The sequence below is a fragment of the Vibrio gazogenes genome, assembly GCF_023920225.1.
GTDB lineage: Bacteria > Pseudomonadota > Gammaproteobacteria > Enterobacterales > Vibrionaceae > Vibrio > Vibrio gazogenes.
Window position 1 is genome coordinate 3,380,149 of the sequence record NZ_CP092587.1, and the last position, 14,184, is coordinate 3,394,332.

The following is a 14,184-nucleotide window of genomic DNA, read 5'->3' on the forward strand; positions in this document are numbered from 1 at the left end:
GTTTCTTTACTCCGGTAAAACATTTTCCAAAGCCCACAAACTACTGAGAGGCTCGCGCTGGCGTACCAGATGAACCTGTTCTCCATCAACCATGACCTCAGCGGCGCGTGAACGCGTATTATAGTTTGATGACATAGCAAATCCGTAAGCACCTGCCGAACGAACCGCCAGAAGATCACCTTCCTCAAGCACCAGTTCGCGATCTTTGCCGATAAAATCACTGGTTTCACAAATAGGACCCACTAAATCATAAACCTGCGCCGTCCCTTCCCGAGGCGTCACAGGGACAATTTTCTGCCATGCTTGATACAAAACCGGACGTATAAGGTCATTCATCGCTGCATCAACAATTGCAAAATTCTTATACTCGGTATGCTTCAAGAATTCGACTTTGGTCAGCAGGATTCCGGCATTCGCAGCAATCGCCCGCCCCGGTTCGAATACCAGCTCCAAATCTTGATGATTTCCCAGACGCGAGAGTAATGCTTTGGCATATTCTGCCGGCTGTGGTGGCGTTTCTGCATCATAGACAACACCCAAACCACCACCGACATCTAGATGGCGAATGTGGATGCCTTCCGCTTTGAGCGCATCGATAAGCGCCAGAAGCCGATCCGTTGCATCAATAAAGGGATCGATTTGAGTCAACTGTGAACCGATATGGCAATCAATCCCATGAACGTCCAGATGCTCCAATTGATGAGCTAAACGATAGACTTCGCGCGCGCGGTCAAAAGCAATCCCGAATTTATTGTCACGTAGTCCTGTCGAGATATATGGATGTGTTTTGGCATCAACATCCGGATTAATCCGCAGAGACACCGGTGCCTTCACACCGAGAGACTGAGCCACACGATTCAAACGGTGCAATTCGGATTCAGATTCAACGTTGAAGCACTTAATCTTCAATTCGAGTGCACGTTTCATTTCCGCTTCAGTTTTACCCACACCGGAAAACACAATTTTCTCGGGATTTCCACCAGCAGCTAAAACCCGCTCCAGCTCCCCTCCGGATACAATATCAAATCCAGAGCCTAGTCGCGCCAAAACACTCAACACACCTAAATTGGAGTTTGCTTTCACGGCATAACAAACCAGATGTGAATGTGTGCCCACAGCCTGATCAAATGCATTCCAATGGCGTTCTAACGTCGCTTTTGAATAAACATAAAGTGGTGTGCCGTAGTCCTTTGCCAGTTCAGCGAGACGAACCCCTTCAGCACATAGCTGTCCATCGTTCTGGTAATTAAAATAATCCAAAATACTTTCCTAATTATCAATGACTAAGGATTAAGGTTGTGATTGGTTTTGCGGTGTATTGTCCTGAGGCATATACAACGGTCCTGTCTGTCCACAACCTGCCAACGCTAACACGCACAGCACTAAAAGTGCAGTAAACTTTTTATTCATTTTGCATATATCGTGATTATTCATTCAATGCCCCCTATAATCGCACCAGATTCAGGAAAAGCAATAGGATGTGAGGATGAACGATACTGAATTCCACCAACTTGTTGATCAAATGCTAGAACAGATTGAGCAAATGATTGATGACTCAGGTGCCGACATTGACTACGAGACAACAGGCAATGTCATGACACTGGATTTTGAAGATCGCAGTCAGATTGTGATCAACCGTCAGGAGCCGATGCATGAAATTTGGCTAGCATCCAAATCCGGCGGTTTCCACTTCCAGTACACTGATCAACAATGGATCTGCTCGAAAACCGGTCTGGAACTGCTGACCTTAGTCCGTCAGGAATGTGAAAAACATGCCGGAGAGTCAATTGATTGGGATTGAGATAAGCGATACCCGTCACATCAATTGACGTTAGAGTCCCGCGGATAAATCTAATCTCGGGGCTCTGATGACAAACCGGATTCAGGAATAATCAGATACTAAAAAATAAAGAAACGCGTGATCAGCCTCGTTTAGGCGTTCACCGCTTTGGTCGGCACAGTCCCTGAAGATCGGTCACTGCGGTAAGGCATGATACAAGTGCTGCCATCATCCGCATGGATGATCTGATAATACTGCGGCAAATTAAAGTTAATCAGTTTCGATGCCACTTTGTTTTCATCCAACATCGATGAATAAAAACCATTGAGGCTATAAATCATCTCATTCTTACTACCACTAAATTGATGGTAGACCTCGACACGATTCGATTCATCAAGAACATAGATATTAAAGCCCGTCTCACTATCTTCGAAGAAAAACTGGATGAGCCCTTCACTGGCAAAGCCATCAATCGCTTCAGGCAAGTGATAATCCTGCTCCCGATCAATCATCATCAATGGCGAGCCTTTGAGTTTATTGGTTGAGATACTGCGATAAAAATCGACTGAATTTTCCAAACGCTGAACGGACACGCCCCGTCGTTCAAAAAACAGCCCATACATTTGACAGCCGACCCGCAATGCTTTGAAACGGCGCCGCTTTTCCAGCTCGATTTCAACCGGTTTCAACCGTAAATCAATACATTCAGCCAATAACTGATAAATGGCATTGCGGATTAATCCCCGCAAATTTTTACTGTAGCAAAACACGTCCACTGACTCTGGTGGTAACGCATCCTGATGCATCTTGCACAACACCGTTTTGAGCGCATCGAGAACCGCCCCTTCGCCTTCGAAATGAAGCGTTCTGACTTCATGCCACGAATTACGATAAACCAGATCAATACTACCGACGAGGCAGCGCTGTTCCGGCCCGAAACTTAAAATATCGACCGTTTTTAAATCGACGCGAAGCGATTTTCCCGACACCGCATAAGTTGGATCTTGTTCAAAATTAATGAACATCGCCAACTGATTAATTTCACAAGGGCTGCCAAGCGCGTGCATGGTTGGACGACGTTTATGCAAGGAGAAGGTATTCCGCAAGTCACCAACCATCTGATAAAACTTATCAATATCGAGTTGAGCGTCCTGAACAACGGCATGGAGCCTTGTTGATTCCGTGATCAAACCATTAAAAAATGCCCAAGCGACTAACTTACTCAGATATTCATTATGTTCCAGATAATGCTGCCCCATCATCCGACGCGGCACTAATGGTTGTTTGTAGAGATACCAGCCAGCAGGGTTACTCCGGTTCTGTTGCACTTCAATAAAGGTCAGATCAGACTCATGCAAGTCAGGAGAAATCTGCGGATTCAGCAGTGTTACTTTTCCCGGAAGAATTTCAAAAGCAGCATATAGTTTACGGGAAAGAATCGAAATATCCTGAGGACTAATGGACGATGTAATATCATTGCGCCGGGCGAATTGAATAAGATTGCGGTAACTCTGCATTAAAGCATCCAAGAGCCCCGTATGCATGAAGGAAACTTGTTCGACTTTCCAGTTTCGTCGATTATCCAGTTCAGCGATGATACCTGCCGACCACTGCCAGATTTGCGTCAATTCTTTCAATACCATCCGTCGCCATGGCACGGAGCCGGCACCGGGTTCACGAGATAATTTCTCATGCGTCTTCAGATAAAAGCAACGCCGTACCAAATCCAACCGAGGCTGATCATTAATCCGTTCTAAATAACGAGTCACTTTTTCCAGCATCAGATAATAGGCATCCATCCCATACAGATCGGGCTCATGGGTAAAGAAACGCCGCTTGGTATCGATACTTAAGAGTTGTGTAAATGGATATTCCCAGGAATACGCTTCGAGTAAGATAGCTTTGAGCACGGATTTATACGGAGAATCGATACTCTTATACAACTGCCATAAACTGGCACCGAAATACTCTTCTGCCGGAATATGATTGAGCCGACCGAAATCAAACCATTCATTACAGTTGATATAAGAATGACGACACAAATGGCTGACATATTCGTCATAACACTCTTCCATCTCCGGTGGCACGATTTGCCACAAAAGACGTTTTCCACCCATTCGCACCGCAGAACGGTAGAATTCATCCAGTAATAACAAGTGTTGCGAGGAACCACAGTTTTCACCGGTCATTTCATCGGACTGTTTACATCGGAACCGCTGCTCATCCATGATAAAAAAGTTGGCTTCAACACCTTGTGTCTTTGCCCAGTCCGTCAACAACAAACATTTATTGGACAGTTTTTCCCGACGGCAGGCACTCATCAGCGAAGAGACACACACCCAAATATCGAGATCACTGGAGGTACTCTGCCCGATCGATGACGTACTCCCCATGGTGTACAGGCCCTGAATTTCAGGCTCGCTTGCAATCGGCAGTGACTGCCCCAATGCGAGTTCTGTATCGTCAATAAACTGTTGTTGTTCGTCATCCGCCTCAAAACCCCATACCCCGAAAGGTACGTCTTGGGCATAATAACCGGGAATTAATGGATGGTTGAATTGAAAAAATGCAGGAATTAAATGAAAAACACGACGACTTTGTAAATCCATTAACGCCAGCGCACGTTCGGTACGCTGCCGATTCAGATTATCTAATCTTTTGATTAAAGTCTCGGTGTATGTCTGCAAGGGAGTATCCTTGGTTGGCTCAAAACTCAACGAACTGATTGCCCTTTGTGCAAAATCGCCGTCAAAACGTGATCAATTTAACACTTTATCTACCGATGGTAAAGATATCTCTCCCGAACACCCATGTGGGTAATCCAGAGAATTTAGGGGTATATTTTCGTTGATACATATCTCACTCATATTATCTAACTATCATAGCTCAAACTATAAACAAGAGCTACATCACATATTTTAAATTAGACTATGGTCGTATATCTCAAAATTTACAAGTTTTCCTATGCACTTTTTCATTCACATCCGTTGTTGCACCAAGTGCTATTTTTCAACAGGTTAGGTGAACTTGGGGATCGAAAAGAACAGTGATAGGATGTGAGCTATCATTTTTCTCTGACCGACGCATAATCTATGACTGATTCATCTCCGATTCGTATTGCTACCCGTAAAAGTCCGCTAGCCCTGTGGCAGGCTCATTATGTAAAGGATGCACTTCAGGCTGCTCATCCGGGTCTGGCTGTTGAACTGGTCACGATGGTGACGAAAGGAGATGTGATTCTGGATACCCCGCTGGCGAAAGTGGGCGGAAAAGGACTCTTCGTCAAAGAACTTGAAATGGCAATGCTCGAAGGCCGGGCCGACCTCGCGGTTCATTCAATGAAAGACGTCCCGGTTGAATTTCCACAAGGATTGGGGCTCGTCACGATCTGTGAACGGGAGGATCCGCGTGATGCTTTCGTCTCCAACCATTATACGGACTTCGATGAACTACCCGAGGGCGCCATCGTCGGGACTTGTAGTTTAAGACGCCAGTGCCAATTAAAAGCGGCCCGTCCGGATATCGTCATCAAAGAGCTCCGTGGTAATGTCGGCACACGACTCGGCAAGCTGGATGCCGGAGAATATGATGCAATTATTCTTGCTGCTGCCGGTCTCAAGCGCCTCGAGCTTGAAAGCCGAATCCGGAGCTACCTAACACCGGAGCAATCGCTGCCGGCAGTTGGTCAGGGAGCCGTTGGGATTGAATGCCGTCTAGATGATGAGCGATTGATTGAATTATTGAAACCACTGAGTCATCAGGAAACCACGGATCGGGTGCTTTGTGAACGCGCAATGAATACTACTCTTCAAGGCGGTTGTCAGGTGCCAATCGGTAGTTACGCGCTATTGGAGAATGATCAACTCTGGTTACGGGCTCTGGTCGGTGAACCGGACGGCAGTCAAATCGTTCGCGGGGAGATCAGAGGGAATCGCAACGATGCAGAACAACTGGGAGAAACGCTCGCCCAACAACTCTTACAGCGTGGTGCCCAAGAGATACTCGCCAACCTTTACCATGAGCATGACTAATCATGTCGGTACTGGTGACCCGCCCCGGTCAACCGGGAGAAGCACTCTGCCGTCAACTTCGGGCCGTTGGTATCCAAGCGGTTCATCATCCTTTAATTGGTTTTCATGCCGGTTCAGAACTTGAACAACTTCCGGCCCGACTAAAACAGTGTGATCTGGTGATCGCGGTTAGCCAGCAAGCGGTCTTTTATAGTCAGGAATATCTCAACCTACACGGCTTTTCATGGCCGTCTGACATTCGATATCTTGCCATCGGTCAAAAAACCGCACAGCTTCTAAGTAATTTTACCCAACAAACGGTAAACTACCCTGCGATAAGTGATAGTGAAAATTTTCTCTCTCTCCCCGAGCTTAGCGCGCCTGTTGGGTTACGTGTTGAAATACTAAGAGGCAATGGCGGCCGAGATTTAATCGCCCGACAATTAACGTCTCAGGGAGCGGTGGTCAATTATTGCGAAGTTTATCAGCGAGAAATGCTCCCTTTTAACACCCGGGTTGCAGTTTCCGAATGGCAAAGAGCAGCGATAGATTGCGTTATCATCACCAGTGGGCAACAACTCCGGTTTTTCGTCACGCAGATCGCTGAACACAATATGCCATGGTTATTAAATCAAACATTTTATGTCCCCAGTGAACGGATTGCACATGATGCACAGTCGTTGGGAATCAAGCATACCATTGCTGTGGGTAGTGCCAGCAATTCAGACTTAGTGGCCGCAATTCTGGCCGAGAAGAATGACAGGAATCATGAATGACTGATACAAAAAAAGCCGTTACCCCAACCTCAGAAGATAAGCAAAAATCAGCCACATCTTCTTCCGCATCAGCATCTAAGCCTGAAGCAACTGCGCCTTCTAGCGCGAAATCAAAGCAAAAAACGCCCGCATCGGGTGCAAGGCTCAGTAAAATTGCTATTGTTCTGACCTTACTCACCGGTGGCGGAATTGCCGCTTATGTTCAACACACCATGCACGGCTATCAACAACAAATCACACAACTTCAGCAACAACTGAGTCAATCAGTGAGCCAAGTTGAAACACAAGTGACGCAACTCAATCAAGACGTCGATAAAAAAACGGCCGCAGTCATCAATCAGGTTGATACGCATTTGGATCAACAGCAAAAAAGCATCGATAGTCTGCAACGTGCGCTTGCTGATATCAAAGGACGTCGTCCGAGTGACTGGCTGTTAGCCGAATCTGATTATCTGGTCAAACTTGCTGGTCGGAAACTATTCCTCGAGCACGATGTGCTGACTGCGACTCATTTGATGGAAAGTGCCGATGAGCGAATCGCAGCGCTCAATGATCCGAGTCTGGTCTCTCTGCGTCAGGCTATGGCAAATGACATCACCACACTGAAGTCGCTCCCTTTGATCGATAAAGATGGTTTGGTTTTGCGTCTCACCAGTCTGGAGCAGCTCATCGATAAACTGCCGCTGGCCAACGCCATTCTTCCTGATGCCCCCCAAGAACAAAAACCACAAGTCAGCGAAGACATCAGCCATTGGCAAGATAATCTGCTCACATCACTGAAGAATTTCTCTGAACAGTTCATCACGTTCAGAACCCGGGATGGCAACGTCATTCCGTTACTGTCTCCGGAACAAGATTTTTACCTGAGAGAGAACCTGAAAGCCAAAATCGAAACAGCAATCAGAGCAATCTACGACGAAAATCAGGACATTTATACAACAGCTTTAACCACAGCAAATCAATGGTCGGTCTCGTTCTTGAATCCTGATAATGCTCAGGTCAAACAGTTTAACCAAGCCACTCAATCCCTGAGTCAGAAGAAAATTACCATTCAATATCCGACAAAACTGGCATCCCAACAACCACTCACTGATCTGATTCATGAGCGTTTGCGTAAACAAGTTTCCGGTTTGATGAAGGAGGAAGAGTAATGATTCGAGCCATTTTTCTCTTTGCAGTCCTCGGTATCGGATTATATGTCGGCACCCAATATTCCGGTCAACAAGGATACGTTCTGATTTCAATTGCTAACAAGACCATTGAGATGAGCGTCACCACGTTGATTTTGCTGGTTATTGCTTTACTGGCAGTCTTGTTCGGTATCGAATTTTTGATCAAAAAAGCGCTACATATTAGTAGCAGCACTTGGAACTGGTTTGGCTCACGAAAACTGAAACAGTCTCGTCGGGATACCAACGAAGGTATCGTGAAACTCATCGAGGGAGACTGGAAACAGGCCGAAAAGAAAGTCACCCGACTGGCAAAAAATCACGATATGCCACTTCTGTGTTATCTCATTGCATCTGAAGCAGCGCTCGAACAAGGCAACCAAGAAAAACGGGATCACTACCTGTCTCTTGCCGCTAAACAAGAGAATTCAACGCTCGCCGTCAAACTCACCAAGGCAAGACAGTTCACCAAAGAGCAACGTTATCAGGATGCACTCAACGTGTTGAGTGACGTCGCTATCCAACATCCGGACAACCCTGTGGTCGTCAGCCTGCTGAAAACGACATATCACCATCTCCGCCAATGGCAACCACTACTCGGTCTGATGCCGCAACTCAGAAAACTCAAACTGGCCGGAGAAGAGGAAATCATCCGTCTGGAAATCGAATCCCGCAGCCATCTCATGGAACAAGCCGCAGCGATCCGAGGAAAAGAGACACTGACCGAATACTGGAAAGATCTGCCCAAGCGCCTGAAAAACACGCCGGAACTCATGGTGTGCTATGTGCAGTTACTTTTGAAACATCAAGGTGATGAAGAAGCATTTTCGCTCCTGAAAGAGCATATCAAGAAGCATCCGAATTCAAACAGTTATCCACTACTGCCTGAAATCAATCTCGAGAGTCGCCAGCCGATAATCAAACTGCTGCAAAATGTGATTCGTAAAGACGAGCAACATGCCGAAGCGCACAGCGCATTAGGGCAGCTCTATTTTCAGGAGAAAAAGTTACCATTGGCACAAGGGCATCTGGAAAAAGCACTACAAATCAGAAACAGCATCTCAGACTATCAACTGCTTGCCCAAGTTCTGGAACAGCAAGATATGTCTCAGGCAGCCCATCATGTCAGTAAAAAAGCGCTATCACTGATTGAGCCGACTTCTTAACCATATTGGCAGTTCTAGCGAAGCCAATAACAAAAAAGCCAGCTTCTGTTCCGCTGGCTTTTTTTGTACTGTAATATCAGCGGTACCGGGGTATCAGCACCGAGAGCAGTGTGACGCAGACACCACCGCAACACGACATGAAATCATATCACCCGGGAAAACTGCTGCTGTCTTGCTCTTTCTCGCAGATAACGGTCAAAGCACATACAAATATTACGAATCAACAGACGACCTTTAGGCGTCACCGTCAACTGCTTATCACTGACTAAAACCAACCCGTCTGCGATGAAATGTTCCAGTAGTGCTAAATCTGATTGGAAATACCGATCAAAATCGAGTTGATGAGCACGCTCGATCTGAGTTTTATCGAGAGTAAAGTTACACATCAATTGCTTAATCACATCCCGCCGGGCCATATCGTCTTTATCCAATGCGACCCCTTTCCATAACGCATGGCGCTGATGTTCCACTTGCTGATAGTATTTCTTCAACTCTTTCTGGTTCTGAGCATAAGCATCACCCACCATCGATATCGCTGACACCCCAAAACCGATCAGATCACAATCACCATAAGTGGTGTACCCCTGAAAATTACGATGGAGGCAACCTTCTCTTTGCGCAATCGCAAGATCATCATCAGGCAATGCAAAATGATCCATGCCGATAAACTGATAGCCCGCATCCGTCAACGTACCAATGGTCATCTGCAAAATGTCCATCTTCTCTTGCGCTGTCGGCAGAAAATCTTCTTTAATCTTCCGCTGTGCAGCAAACAATTGCGGCATATGCGCGTAATTGAAAATAGATAACCGGCCCGGTTTCATTTCCAGCACCCGGTTTAACGTCCGTGCAAATGAACTCGGTGTCTGCTTGGGCAAACCATAAATCAGGTCAAGGTTGGTCGAACGGAACCCCAATTCCCGGGCACGCTCTGCCAAAGCGAAGATGAATGTCTCATCCTGAATCCGATTGATGAGTAGCTGAACTTCTTTATTGAAATCCTGAACCCCGATACTTAAGCGGTTAAAACCTTCTTGATAAAGATGGTCCAAGATATCCAGTTCTATCTCGCGCGGATCGACTTCAATACTGATTTCAGCCTCAGGCTCAAAATCAAATTCCTGCCTGATCAGTGTCATCAAACGCGTGATTTGGGGAGCGGTCAGAAATGTCGGCGTACCGCCACCGAAATGAAGCTGAACCACACGACGACTAGCTAACAGCGAGGCACGCTGACGAATCTCAAGCTCCAGCATATCCAAATACTCATCCGCTTTATGAGAATGACGCGTGACCACCTTGTTACAACCGCAGTAGTAACAAAGCTTATGACAAAAAGGAATGTGGACATAAAGAGAAAGCGGACGCTCCGGATACTTGGCACAAGCCATATCAAAGTCCGCAATCGTAAATGCTTCATGGAATTCAACGGCTGTCGGATAGGAGGTATAGCGGGGTCCGGAGTAATTATATTTATCCAACATTGCCTGATCCCAGACAACCTGCTGACGAGATACCTGCTGAAACATATTTATCTTTCCGAATGGGGCGATGAATCTCTATTTTGCCACACTGCGATACTGACAACTCGGGCAGCAAAATAGAAATCCATGATTATTGTGTGAAAGTGCTACAGAGATCACCGAATGAACCGCTGTAAGACCGGAGATTTAAACCATCTGAACCTGAATCTGTTGGTTTAATGGCTGAATCATACCCTTCAGCGTGGTCAGCTCTCGGACAATATCATCTTCCAGCCGACTCTCAGCCTTCATCCGCTCCAGATTTTGCTGCATCCTTTCTTTTTTAGGCATCTCTTGTCGCGACTCGCCACGAGGCATATCTTTAACGATATGATAAAGCTCTGAAATTGCCGGGAATTTTTTGTCAAAATCAATACGCTGTTCACCCTGAACATAGTCCATGATGCAATAAACACGAATACTGATTTCCGACAGATCACACTGTCCTTGAACCCCGACCATACAGAGTGTGTTCACATTCTCGAAGATATTTGCGTTTCTCTTCTCAATCGCCAACTCACGATGCTTGGCAACCAACGCTTTCTGCTGCTTTAATTTCACCAGCAAATACCCGGCATAAATCGCCAAACCGGCGACAATCAGACACCCAACAATCATGAGTACAGTCAGATTCATATGTCACTCCTATTACTGAAAATCATCCGAATTCAATCCGGTAAATTTCTCCAGAAGTTCATCATCTGATGCGCCTTGCTTTGATTTCACCGCCGGAGACTCAGAGGATACCTCTTCATCACTCTCTTCATCAAATAGCCCAAGCTGTATCATCAGTTGTTCAATTCGATTCAGCTTTTCATCAACATACTGCTGCAAGCCTGCACCCAGCTTTTCTCCCTTATCTAACCGAGCAAGCAAAGCATGAAGCTGCACATCATTTTCAAGCAAAGCCAGCTCTTGTTCTGCTTGGTTTTGCCGTTTCTCAGCGATGGCTTTTGGCTGAGTTTCTACGACCAGCGGAATTTTTTTCTTACTCCCCAAACGAGGATCCTGCGCTTGCGAAGTATTCAATCGACGTGTATTGCCGGATTCTTCTGAATGGCGGCTGCCGGTTTTCAAGCCTTTTCTCTTCTTCAGCTTCTTGCGCAAACGCCCTTCGATATCTGCCTGAGAACGCTGACGGACGACAACGACGTCTGTATTCCCAGATGATCTTACTTTCTTGTTACGGCTCATTACTGGCTCTTCCTCAGTAAAATTACATCACTACCGATAAATTCAATTTCGAGAGCATCTCGTTCTGCTAGAAAACAAAATGTCTCTCGGCTAAAAAAGCTTACATGGGTGAGATCATTCTTATAATGCCACCGTGTAAACGCGTCCAAATTTTTGACTAATTTGGTCATAATTCCGATATATCCTCCCGGCTTTACCAATGTTAACCACTGCTGCCATACTTGGCCCGGAGAATATAAGTGTTCAATCACTTCTGTTGCGGTAATAAAATCATAGCTTGATTCTAACACCGACTTCTGTGGGAAATAAAAGACATCGTATACAGCCATCCGAAATCCTTGCTCTTCCATCATTAAAGAGAGCGTCGGTCCGGGGCCACATCCAAAATCTAACCCATGAGAATCAGGGGCAATCCGCGCCGCCAAAGGCACCGTCAGGCGAGACAAAAATCGCCGATATCCCGTATCAGATGGATGATTCTCATGCAGATCATAGATGGATTTTTCTGATTCTGCATCCAGATGGAATGCAGGCGCGACACTCACCAAATGGCATTGGTGGCATTGCCAATAGTCGCGATGTTTATCCCGATGATAAACCCCCAGCGATTCAGCACCGCATAGTGGACATGAGATCATATGGACTCCTTGTTACGGGATGCGCAACATACCAGAAACTCACCCGATAGTGGAGTATTTAAGCTTATTTTTTCTTCAGCTTTTTATTCAGCGGATAGACTGATTCAGCGAATAGACGCGATAACTTTCAGCTTAACCAAAAATAAAAAAAGCGACAGAATGATCTGTCGCTTTCTAAACAGTCACCGTAGTGACGGAAACTATCTGGCACATAGCGATGCGCACAATATTCCTTTTGTTGTTCGTGCTTTCCTTGCAAAAACATTGTTGTTCGTCATCGATCCTGATGAATTTTCACTATCCCTGAAAACATCATTGTAACGAAGCACTTCCGTGGCTTGGTTCCATTACATCCCCACTCCGTAGGGCCAAGCAGACCATCCTTATCAGACAAACATCCTGTTTGTCAGTCACTTCAGCATGAGCGATTCATCCTTAAAGCAACGCAATCACTTTACCCTTTCCCCCGCCAGACACAACCCATCAAAAAATGATTCTGATCACATTCCATCCGCAATATTAAAAATAATAGTAAAATCATAAAATTAAAATCATTCCCAATGTAATCATCAGCTTATCTATAGCAGATCTCGCACAATCTATATAGAAAAAAAGGAACACCCCCGAGCCAGAGTCAGTCTGTGCCGATCAAACCAATTATTCGCGACGCCATCACTTACGAACTTCCGCCCATTGAGCTGTGATAATGTTCCAGATTCTGATAGGAGTCGTGTATAATCGCCAGTCCCATGAATCGGGGGAGCGTTTCGCAGAGACCGTATTTAAGGTTATGGCTGTGATACCATTGCATTCCGGCACATGATTCATCAACAGCAGACAGTTACCATGGAGTCTACCTTGAGTGTAAAAATCCACTATCAAAATACGCATTTTATTACCAGTGCCCCGGATATCCGCCACTTGCCGGAAGATGAAGGCATCGAGATCGCGTTTGCCGGACGCTCCAATGCAGGAAAATCCAGTGCTTTAAATCGCTTGGCCAATCAAAAAAGCTTAGCCAAAACCAGTAAGACCCCGGGACGAACTCAGTTAATCAACCTCTTCCAGGTCACTGATGGCTGTCATATTGTCGATCTACCGGGATATGGATTTGCTCAGGTTCCACCGGAACTCAAGAAGAAATGGCAAAAAGCACTCGGCGAGTATCTGCAAGCACGTCAGTGTTTAAAAGGACTCGTGGTATTGATGGACATTCGCCATCCCATGAAAGATCTGGACCAACAGCTAATCTATTGGGCTGTGGAAAGCAATATTCCGGTCCAGGTTCTGCTGACGAAAGCCGATAAACTTAAAAGTGGTGCAAGAAAAGCACAAGTGCTGAAAATTCGCGAAGCATCTATGGCATTTTGTGGTGATGTCAGTGTTGATGCGTTTTCCTCAACTTCAGGACTGGGCGTGGATGTTCTGCGCCAAAAACTCGATAGCTGGTATGCACCGGCATTTGCCCCTCAGGATGAACAAGACAGTGACGCGAACAGCGAGTCTGATTGATAACTCCGGTGCCCGGAGCTCCGGAAGAGATAGCGAAACCATCATGCTTTTCTTCCGGACATAAAAAACCCCGCCTTCCTGGCAGGGTAATGGGAGAGATAATGAACTTCTTCTAATTGTTTTGTTTTTGTGCCCTTATAGCATCGTTGAATTCATCTACTTTTTCAATCCTTTCACACCCATACGCCATCGGCCTCAAAACCAATATAATATTTTGAAATATAAGAATATTAACTAAAATTTAACACTTCGTTTCTTTGATGAAATAACTATTTTGTGACGGGTAATTAATTACAGAATCGTTACATTACTTCATTTAAAAATGTTGACGAACCAGAAGAAAAACTAAGATTTTTATCAATGATTTGTAGAATAGACGTCGAAACGTAACGACTGAATGCGGATGGGGATTCTAA

General features: G+C 45.6%; 14 protein-coding genes. 7 read left to right on the forward strand and 7 right to left on the reverse strand.

All coding sequences use genetic code 11. From position 1 onward, the window contains the following. Positions 1-6 precede the first annotated feature (6 nt). Both lysA and lptM read right to left on the reverse strand, forming a co-directional pair. Positions 7-1,260, reverse strand: a complete 1,254-nt coding sequence (lysA, locus tag MKS89_RS15015; RefSeq protein WP_072959419.1) for a diaminopimelate decarboxylase — start codon at positions 1,258-1,260, stop codon at positions 7-9. A gap of 30 nt (positions 1,261-1,290) precedes the next feature. Beyond that, positions 1,291-1,410, reverse strand: coding sequence for an LPS translocon maturation chaperone LptM (gene lptM, locus MKS89_RS15020; protein WP_072959588.1), 120 nt, complete (start codon positions 1,408-1,410; stop codon positions 1,291-1,293). Between the two features lie 76 nt (positions 1,411-1,486). On the opposite strand from lptM, the gene cyaY reads away from it, so the two are divergent. After that, entirely contained in the window at positions 1,487-1,801 is a 315-nt protein-coding gene (cyaY, locus tag MKS89_RS15025) for an iron donor protein CyaY (protein ID WP_072959416.1), read from the forward strand. A gap of 131 nt (positions 1,802-1,932) precedes the next feature. Here cyaY and MKS89_RS15030 read toward each other — a convergent pair whose 3' ends face one another. Continuing rightward, positions 1,933-4,467 (reverse strand): class I adenylate cyclase, encoded by a 2,535-nt coding sequence (locus tag MKS89_RS15030; protein WP_072959413.1) that lies wholly within the window; start codon positions 4,465-4,467, stop codon positions 1,933-1,935. A 405-nt stretch (positions 4,468-4,872) separates the two neighbouring features. Between MKS89_RS15030 and hemC the strand changes: the two genes are divergently transcribed. The 4 genes from hemC to MKS89_RS15050 are packed head-to-tail and all read left to right on the forward strand — an operon-like array spanning position 4,873 to position 8,901. Beyond that, positions 4,873-5,811 (forward strand): hydroxymethylbilane synthase, encoded by a 939-nt coding sequence (gene hemC / locus MKS89_RS15035; protein ID WP_072959410.1) that lies wholly within the window; start codon positions 4,873-4,875, stop codon positions 5,809-5,811. 2 nt (positions 5,812-5,813) lie between these two features. Then, positions 5,814-6,566: a uroporphyrinogen-III synthase gene (locus MKS89_RS15040; protein ID WP_072959408.1), complete on the forward strand. Its 753-nt coding sequence runs from the start codon at positions 5,814-5,816 to the stop codon at positions 6,564-6,566. Beyond that, positions 6,563-7,717 carry a uroporphyrinogen-III C-methyltransferase gene (locus tag MKS89_RS15045; RefSeq protein WP_072959405.1) on the forward strand — a complete coding sequence of 385 codons (1,155 nt, stop codon included), beginning with the start codon at positions 6,563-6,565 and terminating at the stop codon, positions 7,715-7,717. The genes MKS89_RS15040 and MKS89_RS15045 overlap by 4 nt, the downstream gene beginning before the upstream one ends. Beyond that, complete coding sequence (locus MKS89_RS15050) at positions 7,717-8,901, forward strand: heme biosynthesis HemY N-terminal domain-containing protein (RefSeq protein ID WP_072959402.1); 1,185 nt, start codon at positions 7,717-7,719, stop codon at positions 8,899-8,901. Before MKS89_RS15045 ends, MKS89_RS15050 begins: the two co-directional genes overlap by 1 nt. 143 nt (positions 8,902-9,044) lie before the next feature. Here MKS89_RS15050 and hemN read toward each other — a convergent pair whose 3' ends face one another. From hemN to MKS89_RS15070, 4 genes are all read right to left on the reverse strand, one after another. Continuing rightward, complete coding sequence (gene hemN / locus MKS89_RS15055) at positions 9,045-10,430, reverse strand: oxygen-independent coproporphyrinogen III oxidase (protein ID WP_072959400.1); 1,386 nt, start codon at positions 10,428-10,430, stop codon at positions 9,045-9,047. Positions 10,431-10,571: 141 nt separating this feature from the next. Beyond that, positions 10,572-11,060 (reverse strand): DUF2489 domain-containing protein, encoded by a 489-nt coding sequence (locus MKS89_RS15060; protein WP_072959397.1) that lies wholly within the window; start codon positions 11,058-11,060, stop codon positions 10,572-10,574. 12 nt (positions 11,061-11,072) lie between these two features. Continuing rightward, the gene (yihI, locus tag MKS89_RS15065; RefSeq protein WP_072959394.1) at positions 11,073-11,618 is read right to left on the reverse strand and encodes a Der GTPase-activating protein YihI; all 546 of its coding nucleotides are present in this window, start codon (positions 11,616-11,618) and stop codon (positions 11,073-11,075) included. Next, positions 11,618-12,256, reverse strand: a complete 639-nt coding sequence (locus tag MKS89_RS15070) for a class I SAM-dependent methyltransferase (protein ID WP_072959391.1) — start codon at positions 12,254-12,256, stop codon at positions 11,618-11,620. Before MKS89_RS15070 ends, yihI begins: the two co-directional genes overlap by 1 nt. Between MKS89_RS15070 and MKS89_RS15075 the strand changes: the two genes are divergently transcribed. Further along, positions 12,257-12,577 carry a hypothetical protein gene (locus MKS89_RS15075; protein WP_072959389.1) on the forward strand — a complete coding sequence of 107 codons (321 nt, stop codon included), beginning with the start codon at positions 12,257-12,259 and terminating at the stop codon, positions 12,575-12,577. Positions 12,578-13,114: 537 nt separating this feature from the next. Beyond that, positions 13,115-13,768, forward strand: coding sequence for a ribosome biogenesis GTP-binding protein YihA/YsxC (yihA, locus tag MKS89_RS15080; RefSeq protein ID WP_027694312.1), 654 nt, complete (start codon positions 13,115-13,117; stop codon positions 13,766-13,768). Positions 13,769-14,184: the final 416 nt, after the last annotated feature.